Here is a 23,008-nt window from a genome sequence, read left to right on the forward strand (position 1 = left end):
ATTCGAAAATTTATCATCTAATGAAACGATCAAACGTGCCTGATTCGGGTGGCGGAATTTGAAGGGAGTTGACCAGATGGCGGAACTAAGTCAATTGCAAAGGATTTATAATCAATCCACATACAAGTTGACCGGCCACGGCGCACGAAATATTCATGTGCTGAAAGAAGCTTTTCAGGCAGTCGATGGCGAGTTGCTCAGTGATTTGTATGGACAAGGCCAAGTAATTGAAGATTTCCAAAAGAAAATGGCTGCTTTGCTTGGAAAAGAGAGCGCTGTCTTTTTTCCAAGCGGTACCATGGCCCAACAAATTGCGTTGCGCATCTGGTGTGATGAAAAAGGCATAAGAAAAGTAGCCTACCATCCGCTTAGCCACTTGGAAATTCATGAAGAAGACGGGTTAAAAGAATTGCATAACATTGACTCGGTTTTTCTGACAGACCGCGATCAAGTGGTTGATCTGGCAGACGTACTGGAACTGAGAGAAGAGGTTGCCGCTGTGTTGCTGGAGCTGCCGCAACGCGAAATCGGCGGGCAGTTGCCGAGCTTTGAAACGCTTGAACAAATTTCGCAGCATTGCCGCGACAAGGAAATCAGGCTGCATCTTGATGGGGCCCGGCTGCTTGAAGTTTTGCCGTATTACAAAAAAACTGCGGCCGAGGTTTGTGCGTTATTTGATAGTGTTTACTTATCTTTGTACAAAGGCATCGGCGGAATTGCAGGTGCGATATTAGCAGGAGACGGCGATTTTGTAGACCAATCAAAAGTTTGGAAAAGACGGCACGGCGGCGATTTAATCAGTTTGTACCCTTACATCATCGCAGCCGATTTTTATTTTGACCTGCGGGTACACAAAATGGAGCAGTATTTTAAAGAGGCCCAGGAACTTGCGGATGAGTTTAATTCTTGTTATGGTATTTCCACTCTTCCTGCGGTTCCTGTTTCAAATATGTTCCATGTCCACTTTCCATATGCTAAAGAGCGAGTGGAACTCGTTTTATTAGAATTGGAACAACAAATAGGCGTAGGAATAACCAATCATTTAAAGGCGAATGGGAAGCATTCTTGTTCGTTTGAAGTGACTATGGGAGATCAGTATTCACTGGTACCTAAAGAACGCGTTAAAGAGTTATTTGAGCAGCTTGATAAAAGCATGACAAATCATTTTTTGACTAGAAATTAATGCTGAGCAGCTGTTAATGATGTGAACCCTCTCTACAATTTTCCAAATTGTGGAGAGGTTTTTTTGTGTGCGTGGCACTTTTATTTTCGGGATGTTTCCAAGAAACAAAGAAATTCTGTTTATCCATCTAAACTTCGATCTAGAGCCCGCGACTTTCCACAAATGCATGATTCGTGTAAACTGTATAAGGTTAAGAAAAAATGAGATAGTGTTGCACACATAGACAATGATTGATTTTCACTATAAAACCAAGAAGAATTTTCGGATAGAGGCTTCGCCTAACATCCCGTAATGAAAGGATTGAAACTTGAACATGAAAGAGAATTTTTGGCTTGATTTGCCAAAGCCGTTTTTTGTATTAGCGCCAATGGAAGATGTTACAAATGTTGTGTTTCGCCATGTAGTGGCTGAAGCGGCAAGACCTGATGTATTTTTTACCGAGTTTACGAACACGGAGAGCTATTGTCACCCGGAAGCTGTTTTCAGCGTGCGGGGGCGTTTGACGTTTACCGAGGATGAGCAGCCGATGGTGGCGCACATATGGGGAAACAAACCCGAACATTTCCGAGAAATGAGCATCGGTATGGCGAAGCAGGGCTTTAAGGGAATCGACATTAATATGGGATGCCCTGTGCCCAATGTTGCCGCAAAAGGAAAAGGCAGCGGTCTGATCAATTACCCGGGCAACGCAGCTGAAATTATCCAAGCATCAAAAGCAGGCGGATTGCCTGTCAGTGTCAAAACACGTCTCGGCTATACCAACGTGGACGAGTGGAAAGGCTGGCTGACTCATGTGTTGGAGCAGGATATCGCCAATCTGTCGATCCATTTGCGTACCAAAAAAGAAATGAGCGCGGTGCCTGCACATTGGGAACTCATTCCGGAAATCAAGAAACTCCGGGATGAAATCGCGCCGAATACACTCTTGACGATCAATGGAGACATCCCGGATCGCCAGGCGGGCCAGGAGCTTGCCGACAAATACGGCATTGATGGCGTCATGATTGGGCGCGGCATTTTCCACAATCCGTTTGCTTTTGAAACAGAACCAAAAGAGCACAGCAGCAAAGAATTATTTGACCTGCTGCGGCTGCATCTGGATCTTCACGACAAATACTCAACAGACATCGAACCGATTTCATTCAAACCGCTTCGCCGTTTCTTTAAAATCTATGTCCGCGGCGTCCGTGGCGTTGGGGAATTGAGAAACCAATTGATGTACACAGAAACGACGGATGAAGTGCGGGCATTGCTTAACGATTTTGAAGCTGCAATGGAAGCTGAAAATTTACAAGCTGCAGAAAACAGCTGAGTTTAGAATAAGTTCATAAATAAATTTTTTGCAAAAGGCCTCCCGCCAATTCACTGAATTGGCAGGAGGCCTTTTTTACAGCTTCGGAAATTTCTTGCGTTTTTTTGGGTATAAAATTACAATGAAAGCAAAAATATATTAGTAAGAGAAAAAACGAAAAGAGCTGAACTTAGAAGGTGGGCAAGAACCAATAAAGAACAAACAGAAAGGAGCACAGTTTCCAAAAAATTGAGCATGTTGGATTCTAGTTACACTTTCAAACATCGTATTGTCTCAACTGATGCTGCAGTCCGGATGGAAATGATCGAACTACTTTCTGAATGCCAGACACTCATGCTTCATTGCCGCTAGCAGAAGCAAGATTATTGGAAATGCATTCAGGCCAAAGGAGTCGGATAAGATGAAGAAATATTTGGCTGAGTTTATCGGTACGTTTATTTTGGTGTTTTTGGGGACAGGTGCAGCAGTTGTTTTGGGCGGGTACACAGGAGGCACGGACACAGGATTTTTGGGCGTTCTGGCGATTGCATTTGCTTTTGGGCTTTCTATTGTCGCCGGTGCGTATGCCATTGGCCACGTTTCAGGATGCCACGTCAACCCGGCCGTTTCTTTGGCTGTATTGATGTCTGGCAATCTGACGCTTAAAGAATTTGGGGGATATGTGGGTGCGCAGATTTTAGGGGCATTGGCAGGCAGTTCCGTTCTCGCTTTTGTCAACGCCAGTTCGGCAAATTTGGAAGGGTTCGGTGCAAACGGGTATGGAGAGTTGAGTGCAGTTGGATTAAATTTGACGGGTGCCCTTGTCGTCGAAGTGATTCTTACCTTTATCTTTGTCCTGGCCATTCTTGGTGTGACTTCAAGCAAGTCCACTTCGCACATGGGAGGAATTGTGATCGGGTTGACACTGACGCTGGTCCACATTATCGGCATCCCGCTGACTGGTACTTCTGTCAATCCGGCCAGAAGTTTGGCTCCGGCTATTTTTGCGGGCAGCGATGCGTTGGCTCAAGTTTGGGTATTCATTGCTGCTCCTCTGGTTGGAGCAGCTCTGGCAGCTCTTGTGTTTAAATCTTTCTTTGTTGTAAAAGAAGAAACCGGTATTGAGGTGGCGGGAGAGCCTGATATCGATAGAGCAGACAAGTAACAAAAAACTGCTTCCTGCTAAAAAAAGGAAGCGGTTTTTTGTTTGTCTACAGATGGCGCTTATATGAAAGGCTTTAGTGCAAAACCTAAATAATATCTAAATTAACGAACTATTCTGTATTTTATATTGATTTCCAGTGTAAGCGCTTTTATAATAAGGATAATACCAAATGTGCTGAATTGGAACATATGTAAAACAGCTTTCATTGAAGCGGGGAAGGGAGCGTGGGTAATGAAAATTGAGGAAGAGCTGGCGATTATTGAACTGGAAGCAGATTCAAAAGAACAAGTGTTGCAGCAGTTAGGCAGCCGGTTAATCAGGCAAGGCTACGTCAAAGAAGGATTTATCGAAAGCATACTCCAAAGAGAAGTGGCTTATCCGACGGGATTGCCGACTGAACCATATGGTGTAGCGATTCCGCACACGGATGGAGACATGGTGAATCGCTCAACAGTAGCCTTTGCCAGCTTGAAAAAACCTGTTCCATTTTTGATGATGGGCACTGATGACAAACTGGTAGATGTGCAGCTGATTTTTATGCTCGCTTTAAAGAGTCCGGATGACCAATTGGAAATGCTGCAGAAACTAATGGGGCTGATCCAAGACACGGACATGGTTTCGAAACTGGTCCGGATCAAAAGTGTTGAAGCACTGAATGAACTCGTGGAAGGCAAAGTATAAAATCATCAAAGTTTCCTGAAATAGCCCTTTTCTTTCGATAAATAAAACACAAATCGAGGAGTGAAGTTGATGGGATTCCTGCAATGGTTCGTAGATCTTGGTGCTTCTGTTTTGCTTCCAATTTTAATCTTTATCTTTGCGCTGGTACTGGGCACTAAACCAGGAAAAGCAATACGTGCCGGCATCATTGTCGGGATTGGGTTTGTCGGGATCAACCTGGTTATCGGGTTGCTTGTTTCCAGTTTGGGGCCCGCCGCTCAATCAATGGTCGACAATTTCGGCTTTGAGTTAAACACCATTGATGTGGGCTGGCCTGCGGCTTCGGCAATTTCTTACGGCACGTCTTTGGGCAGTTTGGCGATACCGCTTGGTGTTGGCGTCAATTTGCTGTTGCTGACTTTTGGGTTAACCAAAACGCTGAACGTCGATATTTGGAATTTTTGGCATGTGGCGTTCACGGGTTCCTTGGTCTACGCATTGACTTCGGATTTTTGGCTTGGGGTCTTGACCATCATTGTTCACTTAATGCTTCTTTATTTAATGGCAGACGTTCTCGCCAAGCATATTGGCAAATTTTATGGCTTCCAAAACATTACTTTTCCACATGGAACTTCGGCACCTTCTGCTTTTGTGGCGATGCCAATGAACTGGGTCTTTGACCGTATTCCAGGATTCAACAAATTGGAAGCCGACCCAGAGTCGATTCAAAAAAGACTCGGTATTCTCGGCGACTCGACCATTATCGGTGTATTGATTGGGATATTGATTGGGATATTGGCGGGTTACGACGTCCCAGGCATCCTGCAGCTGTCGATTCAAACGGGTGCGGTCATGGTGCTGCTTCCGCGCATGGTAGCCCTATTGATGGAAGGGTTGATTCCGGTTTCGGAAGCAGCCGGGGAGTTTGTCAAAAAACGCTTTCCCGGAAGAGACCTCTACATCGGGATGGACAGTGCTTTGGCAATTGGCCATCCAGCAGTCTTGTCCTCCGCGCTGCTGATTGTGCCGATCACGATCTTTATGGCTGTTCTGCTGCCGGGAAATTCCGTTCTGCCATTTGCGGATCTGGCCTCCATTCCTTTCCTGATTTGCTTGATGGTGCCGATATTTAGAGGGAATATCATCCGGACAGTCATTGGCGGATCGATTTATATCGGTGTTGGTTTTTATATCGCGACATGGATTGCGCCGCTGTTTACGGAAGCTGCCATCGCATCAAATTTCGAGATGGGCGAGAACACCAGCATTTCGTCCTTGATCGATGGAGCGGTTTGGACAACGTTCATCTTCGTATGGATTCCTAAAATCCTCAGCTGGTATGGCATGATTGGGTTGGGATTATTGATCTTGTTCGGGCTAGTTTATCAGAATAAAATTAAGCCAAAGCGCGAAAAACAGATAGAAGCACCAAGAGAGGAAGAGAAAATTCAATGAAAAAACTATTGATAATGTGTGGAACAGGAATCGCTACATCGACTGTGGTCAAAGGGAAAGTCGAGCAATGGCTGAAGGACAATAACTTGAGCCAGGAAGTGAAAATTTATCAATCCAAAGTCAGTGATGAAATCGGCCGGATTGACGAATACGATGTCGTATTGTCGACTACCTTGGTGCCCAATAACATTAAAGATAAGGTAATCGACGGAGTGCCGCTCTTAACTGGCATCGGGGTTGATAGCATGTATGAAAAAGTACTGGCAGAAATTAAACGCGAATAAAGAAAAACGGTCACACAAGAAATCAATTGATTTCTTGTGTGACCGTTTTGTTATAGAGTCCAAGGTTTTTCTGCTAATCGACTATCGTGGATTAAGGCAAAGAATTAATGACCTCATTAAGCTGTTCCTTCACGATATCCGGACGCTGTTCCGCAAATGCTCTGAGGCGGTTTACTTCTGATTCCCAGACTTCGGTGGAGGATAAAGATTTCCAACGCTCCAGATGGGTTGGCATTTCTGGTGCAATTTGAGCTTCCAAATCATTAATCTTTTCCAGAACATTCGGAGTGTTGAAAGGCCCTTCAATCATTTCATTCATTATGGTCTGGAATTTCGATTGAACTGTCTCATTTTGCATTAAAGATCTAAACAAGACGGTGGACTCGTCATCTCTTAATGCCCAGCGTAAGGTATTATGATTCTGCATATTTTGTTCTTCGTATCTTGCAAATCCAAAGTCGGTATCAAAAAGCATCCAACGCCATCGGCCATCGCTGCCATAAGGACCACCTTCGGTAAATTCTACATTTTTGCGCCATAGTGCAGTGTTGTTAGTGCCTGAGTCTGTGTTCCCAATAAAGATTTGGATTGCCATGTAATTCAAGTAATTTTCGAGATCCAGCTGCTGTTCCATGTGAGCGAGGTGTTGTGATTGCCTCAGGTCATTTGCATTGGCATAAGCTAGCATTTCATTGTAATGGACGTCATCACCAAGTGAACCTTCCTCAATTGAAAATCCTGAGTCCTCCTCACTATCTGACTCTAATAACACAATTTCGGCTGCATCTAAGTTGTATTTTATTTCAATGTACTCAGCGTTAAAGGATTCTCTTAAATTGTGAAGACCCCAATACTCGCCATTGATTAAAACTACTGCAGGTTTGTATGCCTGGGTATCAATTGGCCGATCTGCTACCAATTCCTGAATTAGGGCATCTCGAAACATCGTGCTATTCCAATCATTACCAGAATTCCGGAGGGTTAATTGGTTAAACTCTTCGACAGAATGGTTTTCGAAAAATGGATAGTAAAAACGACTTTGACCATATTCGCTTTTTGAGTACATTCTTAAGCTTTTTTGTGGATAATTACGCGTTACGCCTCCATGAATGCGCAAGCCGATATTTTGTGACAATGTCCGTTCATTATCAGGTTCGAAGTATTCAACATGGGCTAGCCTTTCCCATTCGCTTCCTCTTTTATTGTAATTGCTTTCTTCTGCCAATTGCATTCGATTAAAATACATGCCTGGGACATAAATACCTTCTTCTTCACTAAATAATGAATCAGGATCAACAGAGAGGGCAATTACCGGCAAAGTTGGACTTACTTCGTTTAATAAATAGGTTTGAGTAATGGTTTCACTCATTTCTCCAGCTTCGTAAGTTGAAGCCCTAATAACAATTCCTTTTTTTACAGTGGCAGCATCAAACTGATAGGCTGCAGTATTTGGTGAGGTGTTAATATTTGCCAAGACAGCCCCTTGATTTTTCAGCTCTTCATTTAAAACAATGGAAGATTGATAACGAGTGGATTGAACGGTAGGCAAAGAACCATCAACCGTATAATAAATTTCTGCATTTGAATTACTCGATTCTAAAGTCAAACTAGAACCTGGAGCAATGATTCCTCCTTCTATTGAGAAAAGGGGAGGCGCAGCTTTTACATCAAAATCCTTATCTAAGATGTTCGGGGCCAAATCGGCAAGAGGAGTATAATCTACGATCCCATTCCCGGTCAAGTAAAGCCGTTCTGTAAGTTGAACCAGACTGCGAAGTGGTACTGTATCTTTAATTTGATTATTCCGCAAGTTAACATCTTTTAGTGTTTCAATGCCGCTCAGTACATCAATAGACATAATTCGATTGCCTCGCGCATTTAGGTTAACAAGGCTATCGCTATTGTTCAATGCGGTTAATTCTTCAATGTTATTGTCACGTATGTTTAGCGTATGCAGCTGAGTCAAGCCTTCTGCAAAATCAATTTCAGTCAAACGATTATTTTCGATATTGATGTCTTCAATCATTGGGCTAGACAACTTTAGTTCCGTTAATTCGTTGAAGCTTACATCCAAACTAACTAAATTAGTCAATTGTTCAATTCCATCTACGGACGTTAATAAATTGTCTGATAAAATTAAGGTTTCTAAAGAAGTAAAATGCTCGATGCCATCGATGTTCGTCAAGGCATATCCGGATAAATCCAATTCTGTAATTTCTTTTGCAGTTTGTTGGTTAAAATTTGTTGAAGGAATTTCTGCCTCTACTTCCAAAGCTTGTGCAAATGAAGTATCTAAGACGGTAGCTTCATTTGCTGTATAATACATGCCTGACCAAAATGCAATCAAAAAAATCATGATTGCAAAAGCTAATAAAAATTTCATAGGTCCTCCTTCTGCATTTGGGACTGTTCAAACGGTTTAAACACGGTTTGAAAAAATAAACAACTACTAGTATACTATCAAGAGTTCTAGAATTTAACAATGATATCTGCATAGTGACAGGATTTTACGAAAGCGGTGGCTTAATGGCTCAAGAAATTTTTAAACGATATGAAGTAAAATATCTTATTTCTTTCTCACAGTATGTAGACTTGAGAGAAAAAATACTTGAGCATATGAGGTACGATACATATGGAAATCAAGAAGGGAAATACAATATCGTTAGTTTATATTTCGATTCAGACGATGCTAGAATCTACCATGAGACGCGAAATAAAATGCCGTTTCGGCAAAAACTGAGATTGCGAATTTACGATCGTGCCAATCTAAACAGTACTGCTTTTATCGAAATCAAACAAAAATTCAAAAATGTTGTCAACAAAAGACGAACTGTTATACCTCTTGGCAAAGCATACGAAGCGCTCGAAACTACAGACAGTGGGGACGTTTCTCAATTTCTAGCTTCCAATAATCAAATTTTGAAAGAGGCATTGCATTTTAAAGAATTGTATCAGTTGAAGCCGGAGGTCATTGTTAGTTATGACCGTCAAGCGTTTGTGGGCATTGATCAACCGGATTTACGTGTCACGTTCGATTATAACTTGATGTGTCGGAAAGATGATCTGGCGATTGAAAATGGTCCACAAGGTGAATCTTTCATTGATTCGGATATGGTTGTACTTGAAGTCAAAGTATCTGACACTGTACCTTTTTGGCTTGCCCGATTGCTTAGCAACAGCAACTGCAGCAAAGAAAGCGTTTCAAAATTTTGTTCCAGTATAGATTTATTAGCAGACCTTGCAACAGAAGAAAAAATTGCTAAGAACGGAGAGCCCATGACGACATGATTACAGATTTTAATAGCATCACTCAAACTTTTTTAACCGATATCAAACAATTGGCAGATATTACATCACGCTTGACCGTTTTAGAAGCCATAGCCGCCATTTTCTTGAGTTTTATTTTAACTACTATTATTGCGTTTCTTTACAAAAAAACACATACGGGTGCACGTTATTCTCAGTCTTTTGTCCAAACGATTATCATAATGGGGGTCACAGTGGCAGTTGTTATGATAGTCATTGGCAATAATGTAGCTGTGGCTTTCGGTTTGGTCGGCGCTTTTTCCATTATTCGCTTCCGTAGCGCAATGAGCGATCCAAAAGATATTGCATTTATCTTCTTTGGCATGGCTACAGGCATTTCCTGCGGTCTAGGCTTTTACATTTTAGCCATCATCTTTACCGTTTCGTTGTCAGCTATTATTTTGATGTTGTATTTTATGGATTTCGGCAAAAGCGCAACTTCCAAAAAACGTTTGACGATAACGGTTCCCGAAAACTTACACGACGAAAATACCTTCGATAAAATATTATCAAAGCATTTAAAGTTTTTTGCACTCAGTTCAATCGAGACAACCAATTTAGGAACGATGATACAGTTGGTATATGTGGTCCAAAACAAAGAAGGTATAAAAGATAAACAATTAATGGATGAATTGCGGCAAGTAAATGGCAATTTAAAAGTATCAATAAATTATATTGGCACGGAAGTTTTTTAACCCAATGAAACAACTAAAAACAGGCATCTTCAAATCGATTATGGTCGATGAAGATACCTGTTTTTAGTTTGACCTATAAATTCTTTCCTCTGGTCTCAATCACATTTTTATACCAATGGAACGACAGTTTTTTCTTGCGGTTCAGCCCATCTTTGTGATCGACATAAATAAAACCGTATTGCTTTTTATAGCCGTTCAGCCAGCTCAATAAGTCAATAGCTGACCAAGCGTAATAACCTTTCAGGTTAATGCCTTGGCGTATGGCAAGTTTAATGACCTTCAAATGCTCTTCAATGTATTTAATGCGTGGAACATCAACGATTTCGCCATCAATGATCGGATCTTCGTCGCCGAGCCCATTTTCAGTGACGTACATTTTGACGTCGCCATAGCGCGCTTTTAGCATATGCAATCCATCCAAAAATCCTTGTGGCGAAATTTCCCATCCCCATTTGGTATAAGTTTTGTCACCCATTTTGACGGTTCGGTAAAAGCCATCAAATGAAGGGCTGCCAGGAACTAGCGTGGAGCTTTCTCTTGAATGTTCTATGGAAGAAACTGCTTCCAGATTTTTTTCCACACGGATCGGCTGGTAATAGTTGAGGCCGATAAAGTCATTGTTCTCAGCGTTTCTTCTCAAAGTGTCGAGCTCTTCTTCTGTCCAGTCGGGTGTCCACCCTTTTTCCTCTAGCTGCTGGACGACATAGGGCGGGTATTCGCCTTTTAAAATCGGGTCATAATACCAGAAGGTCTCGTATTCGTTGGCATGCTGAGCTGCTTGTAGGTTGTCTTTATTGTCATCTACGCTATAAGCAGGAAGGAAGACATGTGTAATGCCAATTTCGCCATATTGCTTCAGGTTCTTGTAAGCTTCTACTGCTTTGGCGTGTGCATAGAAAACATGGTGTGTCGCTTGGAAGTATTTCTTTTCGTCATTTTGGATACCTGGCGGATGCGCACCCTTCAAATAGCCGAGTCCACAGAACATGACCGTTTCGTTGAACGTGATCCAATGCTTAACGCGGTCGCCGAACGCTTGGAAACAAATTTCCGCATACTTGACGAACGCGTCAACTGTCCGCTTATTGGTCCACCCGCCATCTTCTTCCAGTGCCAGTGGCAAATCCCAATGATATAATGTCACAAATGGAACAATGCCGTATTTTAAGCATTCGTCGATCAGGTTGTTGTAAAATTCAAGACCTTTTTCATTCACTTCACCATCACCATCAGGCAAAATACGTGCCCATGAAACGGAAAAGCGATACGATTCAAGACCCATCTCAGCCATTAATCGGACATCTTCTTTGTAGCGGTGATAATGATCGATGGCGATGTCGCCATTTGTTCCTTCAAAAGTTTTTCCGGGAATTTTTGAAAAGACGTCCCAGTTGGTTGTTCCTTTACCATCTTCATTGGCTGCGCCTTCTACTTGATAGGAAGCAGAAGCTGCACCGAATAAAAAGTCATGTGGAAATTTCAATTCGCTCTCGCCTTTTTTCATTTTGTACGACCTCCATCTGCATTTGCTACTGTACAGTATAGCAGGCGGGTGCTGGAAGACCAATGGCTTAGAAGAAGCAAAACGTATTGGGGGAAATAAGATTCAGAAGAAAAGAGTTATTTAACCTGTAGCTCCTTCTTTAGACACAGAAAAGACAAAAGTAGTAGGTTAAAATAATCGCAAAAGGGAATACTATGTAAAATGAAGCTTTGGTCATTTAAAGTGGAGGTAATAGAAAAATGAAGAATGTAGAAGACGCAAAACGTCTGCTCATTGCCGAAAAGCTCAAGCATTACAATGAACGCTTGGCGGATATGGAGCGCGATTTGCAGTTTTTTTATGAAGAGTCAAAGGATGATAAAGAGTCTCTGGAAATTATTGTGGACCTGCAGCATAAAGTAAGACAATTAAAAAAAGTGAAAAATAGTGAAAATCATCAGACAGTCATCTAAAACTGTCTTTTTTTGTTGTCTATTACCTGCCTGATGGACTCGGAAATATGTGCTATTATTAGAGATGGATTTAATATGGATAGACATTAATACGGGAATTCAACAGGAGGCAATAAAATGGATAATAATGATTTGTTGATTAGGCTTCGCTATGCACTGGACATAAAAAATAAAGATGTGATTGAGATTTTCAAATTAGGCGGCGTGGAGCTAAGCAAGGAAGAAGTGCTGAAAGTGCTGACGAAAACTCCGGAAAGTGACGAAGAAGACGATGACAGCATCTGGGCTGAGCCCGAAAACGAGGATTACATCAAAGCAGACGATCATTTATTCGAATCATTCTTGAATGGCTTGATCATCTTCAAAAGAGGCCGTCAAGAGCCTAAACCTGGACAACCCGAGGTTCCAGCAATGACAAATGAACGTTCGAACAACCTGTTGCTGAAAAAAGTGAAAATCGCTTTGCAGCTGACCAGCGAAGATGTATTGGAAATTTGGGATTTGGCTGGAGTGACCGTAACAAGAGGTGAGTTGGGCGCATTGCTTCGAAAAGTAGGCCACAAAAACTACAAAGAATGCGGCGATCGCTACGCACGCAACTTTCTTAAAGGACTGGCAATTAAATACAGAAAATAAAAGAGCATTTCCACCTGTCGATCAAATTGGCAAGTGGAAGTGCTTTTTTTTGTGAAAGTTAAAAAATTACAGGTGATATTAAAAGAATACAGGTGATAGCGCTTTCATTCTTAATTTCTGAATTTATACTAAAGTTGTACTTAACTTAGTTAAAGGGAGAGGGATGAACAATGAGAAAGAATTTGAAAGGTGTTCTGTTTTTGATGATGCTGTTGGTATTTGCACTGGTAGCTGCTGGATGCAACAGTGATGAAGAGAGCGGAGGCGGATCTTCATCGGCTGTGGATGTGGGAATTGTACTGCCAACTAAAGATGAGCCAAGATGGGTTCAAGATGAGCAGCGCTTTCAAGACGCATTAGCAGATTCTGAATACTCAACTGAAATTTTGTTCAGCCAAGGTTCTTCAGCAAAAGAAAAAGAGAATGTTGAAGCTCTTTTGAACAAAGGCATCAAAGTATTGATCATTACTCCTCATGACGGGCCGGCAGCTGCAGCAGCAGTAGAAGCGGCAAAAGCAGAAGATGTAACAGTCATTGCTTATGACCGTTTGATTACAGATACGGATGCAGTGGATTATTACGTAACGTTTGACAGCTTAGCGGTAGGAGCAGCACAGGCTCAATACCTGGTTGACAATGCAGAAGGCACAGACATTCCGCTTTACCTTTATGCAGGAGCTTCTTCAGATAATAACGCCTTCTTGTTTTTCCAAGGCGCATGGGAAGTACTTCAGCCTAAAATCGCAGATGGTACATTCAAAGTAGCCAACTCAAGTGAAGCCGAAGCATTAAAAGATACGAAAGAATTGTCACGTGAGCAATTGAGCCAAATTATTGGCCAAGTGACAACCAACTGGGATCCGAACGAATCGAAAAACAAAGCACAAACGCATTTGACTTCTGTAAGCGATGACATGAAAGGCGATGTAGCAATTCTAGCGCCGAATGATGGAACAGCCCGTTCAATCGCAGATGTATTTGCTTCTGACAGTGCAGTAACCAATTATTTGATCACTGGACAGGATGCAGAAAAAGCTTCAATCCAGTACATCATCGACGAAAAGCAATCCATGACAGTCTTTAAAGATGTTCGTTCATTGGTAACAGACGCAATGGGCATGGCTGTTGAAGTATTGGATGGCAATACACCTGAAACGACTGGAACTTATGACAACGGCTCGGTAGAAGTAAAAGCAAAACAAACACCGGTCATCGTGGTAGACCAGGAAAACGTCCAAGCCGAATTGATCGATTCCGAGTATTACGAAGCAAGTGAGTTTACAGGGCTAGAGTAAAAATACAGAGAAGCGGAAAAATAGTGATAGAACCTCTATCGCTATTCTTCCGTTTCACTCGTATTTAGAGCAGGGAGGCGATTGCATGAGCGATTATATTTTAGAAATGAATAATATCACCAAGGAATTCCCAGGCGTGAAGGCCCTGTCTGATGTCAGTTTTAAAGTAGAAAAGGGAGAAATTCACTGTTTGATTGGCGAAAACGGAGCTGGGAAATCCACCTTGATGAAAGTGCTGAGCGGTGTTTATCCTTATGGAACTTACAAAGGCGATATCGTTTTTGAAGGAGAGGTCCAACAGTTTAACGAGATTAATGACAGTGTCCGGGCCGGAATCGGCATCATCTATCAAGAGCTTGCCCTGTTTCCGGATCTGACGGTCTATGAAAACATTTTTGCCGGCAACGAAATCAAAAAAGGGCCATTTGTCGATTGGAATGAAACCGTTGTTCAAGCGACTCGCATGCTGAAAAAAGTAAAGCTGAATGTCACACCGGAAACCTTGATCAAGGATCTCGGGGTTGGAAAACAGCAATTGGTTGAAATCGCCAAAGCACTCAGCAAAGACGTCAAGCTGCTCATCCTCGACGAGCCAACCGCTGCGTTAAATGAAAACGATAGTGAAAACTTATTGGATTTGTTGAAGGAACTGAAAAGCCAAGGCATCAGCTGCATCATGATTTCCCATAAATTAAAGGAAGTCATCTCAATTGCAGACAAAGCGACGGTGCTGCGGGACGGCAAGACGATTTGCACGCTGGATTCTCGCAAAGGGGAAATTACTGAAAGCATTATCATCAAAAACATGGTCGGGCGCGAAATCGAAGACATTTATCCAAAACGGCCGGACAAGAAAATCGGCGAAACCGTATTAAAGCTGACAGACTGGTCTGCCTACGATACGCAGCTCGGGCGCAAAGTGGCAAAAAACATTAACCTGGAAGTGAAAAAAGGGGAGATTATCGGAATTGCGGGTTTGATGGGATCAGGCCGCACCGAACTGGCCCTCAGCATCTTCGGCAACCCTAAAAACTACAAGCTTGATGGGGAGCTGGAAGTGCACGGAAAAAAAGAGAACTTTAAGCACACCAGCGACGCCATTAAAGCGGGTATCGCTTATGTGACGGAAGACCGCAAAGGCGACGGGCTGTTTCTGATACAGGACATCAAAATCAATGTCTCCGCTGCCCATATGAAGGGCATTTCAAAGAACGGCATCCTGAACTTGAACGAAGAAGTAAAAGTCGGGACCGAATATAAAAAATCGCTCAATATCAAAGCCAGCTCTCTCGAACAAGTGGTCGGCAAATTGAGCGGCGGCAACCAGCAGAAAGTTTCGCTTGGCAAATGGCTGTTCACAGGACCGAGAATTCTCATTCTCGACGAGCCCACCCGCGGAATTGATGTTGGGGCGAAATTCGAAATCTACACCATCATGAACGAACTGATTAAAGAAGGGCTCAGCATCATTATGATTTCCTCAGAACTGGGTGAGATCATGGGAATGAGCGACCGCATCTACGTAATGGCTGAAGGTGCGGTGAAAGGCGAATTAGCAATTGAAGAAACGACTCAAGAGACCATTATGGAGCTCGCGACGCAATAGGAGGCAGTCACAATGAATCTATTTACGGAAGCTAAATCCATCGTAAAACTAAATATCCGCGATTACGGCATGTACATCGCGTTGATCGTTATCATGCTGACTTTTACGATCATGACGGATGGCCTGTTCATCTCTTCTCGAAACATCAGCAATCTGCTGGACTCAGCAGGTTACATTGCTGTTCTTGCTGTGGGCATGACCTTGGTCATCGTTATCCGCCACATTGATTTATCCGTAGGTTTTGTTGCCGGCTTTTTAGGTGCAGTCGCGGCCATCTTTATGACACAGCTTGGTTTTTCCATCTGGATTACCATTCCCGCCATATTGTTGTTTGGGATTTTGATCGGTTGCTTTAATGGATTCTTGATTGCGCAGCTTGGCATTCCGGCTTTTGTGGCAACGCTGGCAGGAATGCTTATCTTCCGTGGAGCTTTACTGAACGTTACGGAAGATACAGGAACCATCATTATCAACAACGATCAATTTAATGCCATTGGCAATGGCTTTATTCCTTCGCTGATGCTGGTCAACGGTCTTCATTTGTTGTCCTTGCTGGTCGGAGTTGCAGCCATTCTTTTATACATTTACAGTGAAATTTCTACTCGAAAAAATAAAATGACTTACGGTTTTGACGTCATGTCAAGCGGTATTTTTCTCATAAAACTCCTGCTGGTTTCTTTGGTAATTGCCTACATTACATGGATTTTGGCCGGCTATAACGGATTTTCATGGACGATGGTCATCATGCTTCTGGTGGTAGTCATCTACCATTTCCTGACGACCAAAACGGTGCTGGGCCGCAATATTTACGCAGTCGGGAGCAATCCGGAAGCTGCGCATTTGAGCGGTATTAACGTTAAGAAAATCACCTATATTGTTTTTGGCTCCATGGGTATGCTGGCTGCCTTGTCCGGCTTGCTGTTCACTGCACGCCTCCAGTCAGCTACAACCACTGCAGGTACATTGTTCGAACTGGATGCCATTGCAGCGGCTTATGTCGGTGGTGTTTCGTCGGCTGGTGGTGTGGGGCGTGTTACGGGAGCCATCATCGGCGCCGTGGTTATGGCTTGTTTGTCCAGCGGGATGAACTTGCTTGGAACCGGTATTTCTTATCAGTACATGATTCGTGGAGGAGTGCTGGCGGCAGCTGTTATTTTTGATGTCATGACGCGCCGGCAGCGTGCTTAGGAAGTTTAAAAGATAAAAGCGGCATCTCCTTTTGGGGGATGCCTTTTGCTCATTAGGAACTGTATTGTGAATTTTCAGCCAAGTGGTAAAATGGGAACAGTTCACTACTGGAAAAGGAGCCGAATCCCATGAGGAAAAAAGTCATAATCATCCTTTGTTTTGTATGCGCCATTCTTGGTTTTTTTACTTTATGGTCGGCTGAGAGCGCTTTCCAGTCTGACTGGCAATTGCCTGCTGCTGTTCCTGCTGCTGAAGAAAGCTATCGCCTTGTACTGATCACGCAGGAGTTGGAAACGCCTTTCTGGGATAAAGTAGGGGAAGGTGCAACAGCACAAGCCAACCAGGAACAAGCAATGTTAGATGTATGGGGAAGCTACGGCAATAACCGTGAAGATTTTTTAAAGCAGATTGAAATTGCGCTGCATTCTAAAGTGGACGGCGTAATTGTACAAGGATTGGATACAGAAGAGTTCAAGGAATTGACGAAAGAGAAAGCAGCATTTTATGGCATTCCAATCATCACGGTTGCCAACGACGTACCGGTAGAAGAAAGCTTGCGCAAAACTTACGTAGGGTCCGATCATTATGCAGCCGGAAAAATGTTGGCAGAACAATTGGTCAAGGAGATGGGTGGTACTGGGCAAGTCGCCGTACTTGGGGATATAGAGCAGCAGTATAGCCAACGGCAGCGTCTGAAGGGCGTAACAGAAGGCTTGGCACAGCATGCTGGAATTTCCACAGTTTATGCAGAAAGCGGCAAGTCAGACGAAGAAATAGTGGCTGTTACGCAAAACACTTTGAACCATAACCCAAATCTTGAGGCATTTATTGCACTCAACGCTAACCACGTAGGGCCGATGATGAAAGAAATCAGCAGAAGAGCGCAACTAGAACCTTATTATTTTTATTCGTTTGATGATGGATCTGAAACGGCATCGTTGCTGGGCGAGGGCAAACTGGATGCGATGGTCCAGCAGTCTCCCGAACAGATGGGTGAACAAAGTGTTGAGTTGATGATGCAATGGTTGAGAGATGAGGTTGTTCCACTGGATGCCAGTGGATATACCACAGATATTCGTATCGTGAAAGGAGCGGAAGCTCAGCCATGAATACGATTCAGAAAAAGATCTGGATGCTCGCACTCGTGGTGTTGGTGATGATGATTGCCATATGGCTGACGCTAACCTTTTACAATCAAAAAGTACAGACCCAGTACAATGATATTTTGCAGCGTTATTTGCAGATGAACGAAATCACCACGGAAAGCCAGCAAATGGTGACTGATTTGAATAATTACTTGTTACTGCCCTCAGATGAAACTGAATCTTACCTGGAGGCCAGTAAAGAAAATCTTCTGGGCATTCAATCAACGATCTATGAACTGCGGAATGTAGAAAATGAATTTGCGTTAACCAATTACAGCCACTTGATCAGCAGTTTTATCGAAACAGTAGATCGATCTGTAAGTTTTCAAGAAGAGGGCGATACCGAAGCTTCCTTAGCTGAATTTACAGAAGCAACGCGAATTTCCATGTACATTTCTGAAATGACCTTAACCATCATTGATACCGAACTGAAAACCTATGAAGAATTTTACCGGGGAATCATTGAGCAATCGGCGGAACTAGAGCAACTCAGCATCTGGCTCTTGCTGTTGATTACAACCGCATTGCTGCTGTTTACGTATCTGTTTTCACTCAGTATCACAAAACCAATCCACCAATTGACAAAAGCGGCAAATGAGTTGGCCAAAGGGCGCTTTGACAGGGAAGTTCAAGTGGATTCCAATGACGAAATTGCGTTTCTTGCTAAAACTTTCAACCATATGCGAAGAAACATCAACGCCATGATCGTGGAGATCCAACAAAAAGCACAATTGGAAAGCGAGTTGCAAGACAGCAAACTGCTGCTTCAGCAAAGCCAACTGCGCAATTTGCAGAGCCAAATCAATCCTCATTTTCTATTCAATACTTTGAATACCTTATCGAAAAAAGCGTATTTGGATGGGGCTGAAGAAACCAGTGACTTGTTGGTCAGTGTCGCCAGTTTGCTGCGCTATAACTTGAAGCGCATGGACCGTGCTGTGACGCTGGCCGAAGAGGAATTTGTCCTGCGGCAATACATGGAAATCCAGAAAGCACGGTTCAGCGACCGATTGCATTTTTTTATAGAGCTGGACTCGACGTGTTTAAATTTGCAGATTCCTGGCCTCACGCTGCAGCCGCTTATTGAAAATGCGGTGATTCATGCGATTGAGCCGGAGGAAGATGGTGGCCATATTTGGTTCCGCATCAAAGACCAAGGAGAAGAAGTGTGGATCGAAATCGAAGATAATGGCCAGGGAATGAGTCTGGACAAACAGCAGCAATTGCTCGAAGGGTCGATCGTACCGGCGGAGGGGCATTCAACTGGCATCGGCTTTGTTAATGTCGTCAAAAGGCTGCAGTTGTTTTACGGAAAGGACGATTTGGTAGCGATTGAAAGCAAAATCGGCCAAGGCACAAAAATTATTTTGAAATTACCGAAAGTCAGGGGGGCGACGCACCATGATCAAGCTGTTGATAGTGGATGATGAGCCAATTGAACGGGATGGGATGCAAGCTATTTTGCAGCGTGCCTATAACGAGTTTGACATTAAACAGGCCCGAAACGGCAAAATAGCGATTGATTTGGCAGAATCTTGGGAGCCTGACTGGATTTTTATGGATATTATGATGCCAGGTATGACAGGGTTGGAGGCCATCGAAAAGATCCAGCAGCGAGATCGGGATATTCAGTTCGTCATGATCACGGCTTTTGATACGTTCGATTATGCCCGACAGGCAATCAAGTTAGGGGTCAAAGACTATTTGCTCAAGCCAAGTAAAGCCAGTGAAATTGTAGCAACTGTCGGAAAATTGCTTGAGCAGCAAGCTCAAAAAGAACAGGCTTCGGCGGTCCAGCACCAGCAGCAGGAAGACTTCCAGAAAGCCTTGGCGATTGTGGAAACCGATGTTGTCACCCAATTGCTGTTTGATCATGTCCACGATGTCCATATCGAAATGCTGGTGGACTTGCTCGAAATCCCAGCGACTGCTGAGAAATTTGTTATGACGGTTATGGTACCGGAAGGCTTGGAAAAATTGTATCCGCAACTAAAAGAGAAAATCCGTCAAACTGAAAATGCGTGGATTGGCGCTTTGTATGGCCGCCAATTGCCTATTATTGTTTTTCGAAATCAAGAAAAATCGTTTCGGTCTCAGGCAATTTCATTGGTCAGAGCGATCTTGTCCATTTCGGACAGCCGACAGGAAGGATGGTTTGTCGGCGTGGGACCCGTTTGTGAATCACTGGAAGATATCCGGAATTCCTATCAAAAATCGCTGATCGCCACAATGGACTTGTCACTGCCATCCAGATACCGTTTTTCTTCTGACGTCCCTTCTCTTGAAAAAGTGGGCGATGCTATTTTTGTTAAGCAACAGGAGAAAAAGCTATTTGATTTTATTCGGTTGGGAGAATGGGAGTCAATTAACCGACTGGCGGCAGACCTGATCCGGCGCTTCGAACAAGAAGGAGCGACAATTCTTTGGACACAGCAGCGGACACTTGAGTTTTTATGGGTTACTGCGCGGGTCATGGGCGAAATGGGCATCGACGCTACAATTCCCTATTACACCATCCAAGCCAAGGATCATCGGCAGCTGCTTAATGAAACGCTGCAAGTGATTGAACGATTGAAACAGGTTTACTTGAAGCATTACGATCGCCTGGAAGTGGATAAAGTCCATCAGATCAAGCAGTATATTATGGATCATTCCCACGAAGATATTTCATTGGATGCACTGGCGCGGAAAGTAGAGTTAAGTCCCATTTATTTGAGCAAAATGTTCAAAGAAAAACTGGGCATCAACTATATCGATTTCTTAACCTCCTGCCGTATGGACAAAGCGAAAAAGTTGTTGGGAGATCCACAAAAAAGCTTAAAGGAAATTTCTTTCGAGATCGGTTACCATGAGCCAAATTATTTCAGCAAAGTGTTTAAGAAGATGAACAATGTGTCTCCGAAGGAATACCGACGGACATTAGTGGAAAGGAAAGATCAGTCTAATGAATAAAATGACTCAACTGGCCACGGTTTTATTCATTAGCCTGTTTTTGGGTGCATGTGCACCCGAGCAGTCAATCGGCAAAGCGGTACCCGAAAAAGCAACGGTCACGGACCGTGATGAGCCTATTAAAATTGGGTTTTCCATGGATACGCTGAAAGAAGAGCGCTGGTTGAAAGACCAGGCGCTGTTCAAGAAAGCGATAGAGGACTTGGGCGCGGAAGTGGAGATTGTGGCAGCCAATGGCGACGATGCCTTGCAGCTTGCTCAGGCTGAAACGCTGATTCAACAAGGCATCGACTTATTGGTCATTGTGCCGCATAACGCGGAAGCGACCGCAGCCATTGTCCATACGGCTCATCGCGCTGGAATTCAAGTGATTGCTTATGACCGGCTGGTGAAAAATGCAGACATCGATTTATACGTATCGTTTGATAACGAGCAAGTAGGCGAAATGCAGGCAGAGGCAATTTTAGAGCTGGTGCCAAAAGGGAATTACGTCTATATCGGAGGGGCAACGACCGATAACAATGTTCACTTGATCAAGAAGGGCGTATTCAACGTATTGCAGCCTGCCATCAACCGGGGAGATATTAAAATTGTTTACGATCAATGGACCGAAGACTGGTCACCGGAAAAAGCATTTCTCAATATGACCGAAGCCCTTGAAGCAAATAACAATCAAATTGATGCAGTCATAGCCGCTAATGATGCAACGGCTGGCGGTGTTATTCAGGCATTGGAAGCGCAGGGCTTAGCGGGCAAAATTCCGGTAGCGGGCCAGGACGCAGAACTGGCTGCTGCGCAGCGAATCGTCGGCGGTACCCAAACAATGACGGTTTACAAACCCATTCAAACCTTAACTGAACAAGCTGCTGCTCTGGCAGTCAGAATGGCAGAAGGGGAAAGCGTCACTACCGTAAAATCTGTCAATAATGGCAAGATCGATGTGCCATCCATTTTACTGGCGCCCATTCCAGTGACTGCTGAAAACATGAGGGATACCGTTATTGCAGATGGTTTCCATACCGGGACAGATGTTTACGGAGCGGGCAATGAATAAATGCTAATTTGCCCTCCAGCTTCAACCTCTATTCGGTAGCATTGTCTTTGGCTGCGAGCAGCTGCAATTCATGGAGCGTGTGTTGTTGAACTTCATTTGATAAAAAAGATTTGTCCAAGAAATTGCGCAAGTAGTTTTCCTTGGTGTTTCTGGACAGCTTAGTTTGTTTGAGAAGCTGTCTGGCATGATAAAGAAAGTCTAAGTATTGTTCATAGCTCTCGTCAAATTGTTCTTGCAGTTCGTGTTTGATTTTTTTGGCGAGCATCGGGCTTGCGCCATTTGTAGAAACAATGATGCTCAATTTGCCTCTGTTGAAATGTGCAGGAAACTGAACATTGCCAGACTCTGCTTCGGTAGAAGCATTGACCAGGCAATTTGGCGGGGCGGCTTTTTGTGCGGCGGCGTTAACGACCGGGTCGTTTGTCGCAATCACCAGCATGAAAGCCTCTTCGGCATCTTTTGGCTCGAACTTTTTTTGTTTCCATCCAATTTGTCCTTCTTCCACCCACCGCTGGATTGTCGGCGTTACGGATGGGCTAATCACGGTCAAGCTGGCTTTGCTGTCGAGCAACCCGTCCAGTTTTCGTTCAGCAATTTTCCCTCCGCCGACAACGACCACGTTTTTGTTTCCCAAATCGATCATGATGGGGATTACTGTCATCTTCTCCGCCTCCTCCATTCCTTTAATAGTATCAAATAAGTGCTTCACTGCACTGAATAGAAATGGTTCAACTCCCACCTCTTGTGGAGGATCTGTCCAAGGCAAATGAAGTGGTATATAGCCGTTATCTTTTCAAAAAAAATTATTCCTTTGGCCCTATGGCAATACAGCTTTTTCAAAAAAAAGTTAAAACATAGTTTGACACTCTGAATAGTATATTATATACTTTGTGAAATCAAATTTTTCAATTAATTTTCCAATGCCAATTGAATATGCATTCTTATCAAGAGAGACGGAGGGATTGGCCCTTTGATGTCTCAGCAACCCTCCTTTATGGAAACGGTGCTAACTCCAATAGGCTTTCATCAGCCTAGAAGATAAGAAGAGAGTTTTGTTTTTACGGACCTTCTTCTTGCCGAAGAGGGTCCTTTTCTTTTTGTCTGAACAGTTTTTAAGAAAGCAACAGAACACAAAAC

20 protein-coding genes and 1 riboswitch are annotated in these 23,008 nt (G+C 43.4%); of the genes, 17 read left to right on the plus strand and 3 right to left on the minus strand.

Features of this window, described 5'->3' with window-relative positions; all coding sequences use genetic code 11:
- Positions 1-76: 76 nt before the first annotated feature.
- The 6 genes from AC4EG4_RS10755 (at position 77) to AC4EG4_RS10780 (ending at position 6,038) form a co-directional block, all read left to right on the plus strand.
- Complete coding sequence (locus AC4EG4_RS10755) at positions 77-1,183, plus strand: threonine aldolase family protein (protein WP_490987807.1); 1,107 nt, start codon at positions 77-79, stop codon at positions 1,181-1,183.
- Between the two features lie 313 nt (positions 1,184-1,496).
- A complete protein-coding gene (locus tag AC4EG4_RS10760) occupies positions 1,497-2,495 on the plus strand; it encodes a tRNA dihydrouridine synthase (protein ID WP_490987808.1) in 999 nt (332 codons plus the stop codon).
- 400 nt (positions 2,496-2,895) lie between these two features.
- Positions 2,896-3,639: an aquaporin gene (locus AC4EG4_RS10765; RefSeq protein WP_490979318.1), complete on the plus strand. Its 744-nt coding sequence runs from the start codon at positions 2,896-2,898 to the stop codon at positions 3,637-3,639.
- A gap of 231 nt (positions 3,640-3,870) precedes the next feature.
- Positions 3,871-4,320: a PTS sugar transporter subunit IIA gene (locus tag AC4EG4_RS10770; protein ID WP_490987809.1), complete on the plus strand. Its 450-nt coding sequence runs from the start codon at positions 3,871-3,873 to the stop codon at positions 4,318-4,320.
- A gap of 69 nt (positions 4,321-4,389) precedes the next feature.
- The gene (locus AC4EG4_RS10775) at positions 4,390-5,754 is read left to right on the plus strand and encodes a PTS galactitol transporter subunit IIC (RefSeq protein ID WP_490979316.1); all 1,365 of its coding nucleotides are present in this window, start codon (positions 4,390-4,392) and stop codon (positions 5,752-5,754) included.
- Entirely contained in the window at positions 5,751-6,038 is a 288-nt protein-coding gene (locus tag AC4EG4_RS10780; RefSeq protein ID WP_480330076.1) for a PTS sugar transporter subunit IIB, read from the plus strand. The genes AC4EG4_RS10775 and AC4EG4_RS10780 overlap by 4 nt, the downstream gene beginning before the upstream one ends.
- A 91-nt stretch (positions 6,039-6,129) precedes the next feature.
- Here the strand turns inward: AC4EG4_RS10780 and AC4EG4_RS10785 are convergent, their stop codons facing one another.
- Positions 6,130-8,421 (minus strand): CotH kinase family protein, encoded by a 2,292-nt coding sequence (locus tag AC4EG4_RS10785; RefSeq protein ID WP_490979314.1) that lies wholly within the window; start codon positions 8,419-8,421, stop codon positions 6,130-6,132.
- A 143-nt stretch (positions 8,422-8,564) separates the two neighbouring features.
- On the opposite strand from AC4EG4_RS10785, the gene AC4EG4_RS10790 reads away from it, so the two are divergent.
- Together AC4EG4_RS10790 and AC4EG4_RS10795 are read left to right on the plus strand one after the other, a co-directional pair.
- Positions 8,565-9,326 (plus strand): polyphosphate polymerase domain-containing protein, encoded by a 762-nt coding sequence (locus tag AC4EG4_RS10790; RefSeq protein ID WP_490979313.1) that lies wholly within the window; start codon positions 8,565-8,567, stop codon positions 9,324-9,326.
- On the plus strand, positions 9,323-10,039 hold the full coding sequence (locus tag AC4EG4_RS10795; protein WP_490979312.1) for a DUF4956 domain-containing protein: 717 nt from the start codon (positions 9,323-9,325) through the stop codon (positions 10,037-10,039). Before AC4EG4_RS10790 ends, AC4EG4_RS10795 begins: the two co-directional genes overlap by 4 nt.
- A gap of 73 nt (positions 10,040-10,112) precedes the next feature.
- Here the strand turns inward: AC4EG4_RS10795 and AC4EG4_RS10800 are convergent, their stop codons facing one another.
- Positions 10,113-11,522 carry a GH1 family beta-glucosidase gene (locus tag AC4EG4_RS10800; RefSeq protein WP_490979366.1) on the minus strand — a complete coding sequence of 470 codons (1,410 nt, stop codon included), beginning with the start codon at positions 11,520-11,522 and terminating at the stop codon, positions 10,113-10,115.
- 260 nt (positions 11,523-11,782) lie between these two features.
- Here AC4EG4_RS10800 and AC4EG4_RS10805 point away from each other — a divergent pair, with 260 nt between their 5' ends.
- The 9 genes from AC4EG4_RS10805 (at position 11,783) to xylF (ending at position 21,871) form a co-directional block, all read left to right on the plus strand.
- Positions 11,783-11,995, plus strand: a complete 213-nt coding sequence (locus tag AC4EG4_RS10805; RefSeq protein ID WP_490979311.1) for a hypothetical protein — start codon at positions 11,783-11,785, stop codon at positions 11,993-11,995.
- 117 nt (positions 11,996-12,112) lie between these two features.
- Complete coding sequence (locus AC4EG4_RS10810) at positions 12,113-12,631, plus strand: YehS family protein (protein ID WP_490979310.1); 519 nt, start codon at positions 12,113-12,115, stop codon at positions 12,629-12,631.
- Between the two features lie 170 nt (positions 12,632-12,801).
- Positions 12,802-13,926 carry a sugar ABC transporter substrate-binding protein gene (locus tag AC4EG4_RS10815; RefSeq protein ID WP_490979309.1) on the plus strand — a complete coding sequence of 375 codons (1,125 nt, stop codon included), beginning with the start codon at positions 12,802-12,804 and terminating at the stop codon, positions 13,924-13,926.
- Positions 13,927-14,011: 85 nt separating this feature from the next.
- Complete coding sequence (locus tag AC4EG4_RS10820; protein ID WP_490979308.1) at positions 14,012-15,532, plus strand: ATP-binding cassette domain-containing protein; 1,521 nt, start codon at positions 14,012-14,014, stop codon at positions 15,530-15,532.
- A gap of 12 nt (positions 15,533-15,544) precedes the next feature.
- Complete coding sequence (locus tag AC4EG4_RS10825) at positions 15,545-16,720, plus strand: sugar ABC transporter permease (RefSeq protein ID WP_490979307.1); 1,176 nt, start codon at positions 15,545-15,547, stop codon at positions 16,718-16,720.
- A gap of 128 nt (positions 16,721-16,848) precedes the next feature.
- Positions 16,849-17,829 carry a sugar ABC transporter substrate-binding protein gene (locus AC4EG4_RS10830; RefSeq protein WP_490979306.1) on the plus strand — a complete coding sequence of 327 codons (981 nt, stop codon included), beginning with the start codon at positions 16,849-16,851 and terminating at the stop codon, positions 17,827-17,829.
- Positions 17,826-19,292 (plus strand): sensor histidine kinase, encoded by a 1,467-nt coding sequence (locus AC4EG4_RS10835; RefSeq protein ID WP_490987810.1) that lies wholly within the window; start codon positions 17,826-17,828, stop codon positions 19,290-19,292. The genes AC4EG4_RS10830 and AC4EG4_RS10835 overlap by 4 nt, the downstream gene beginning before the upstream one ends.
- On the plus strand, positions 19,267-20,817 hold the full coding sequence (locus AC4EG4_RS10840; protein ID WP_490987811.1) for a response regulator: 1,551 nt from the start codon (positions 19,267-19,269) through the stop codon (positions 20,815-20,817). Before AC4EG4_RS10835 ends, AC4EG4_RS10840 begins: the two co-directional genes overlap by 26 nt.
- A 1-nt stretch (position 20,818) precedes the next feature.
- On the plus strand, positions 20,819-21,871 hold the full coding sequence (gene xylF, locus AC4EG4_RS10845; RefSeq protein ID WP_490979365.1) for a D-xylose ABC transporter substrate-binding protein: 1,053 nt from the start codon (positions 20,819-20,821) through the stop codon (positions 21,869-21,871).
- A 28-nt stretch (positions 21,872-21,899) separates the two neighbouring features.
- On the opposite strand, the gene AC4EG4_RS10850 is transcribed toward xylF, so the two are convergent.
- Entirely contained in the window at positions 21,900-22,532 is a 633-nt protein-coding gene (locus tag AC4EG4_RS10850; protein ID WP_490979303.1) for an NAD(P)-binding protein, read from the minus strand.
- A gap of 277 nt (positions 22,533-22,809) precedes the next feature.
- A riboswitch (SAM riboswitch) is annotated at positions 22,810-22,916 on the plus strand.
- The last annotated feature ends 92 nt before the right edge of the window (positions 22,917-23,008 follow it).

It is taken from the genome of Planococcus sp. TJ-201 (genome assembly GCF_058268495.1).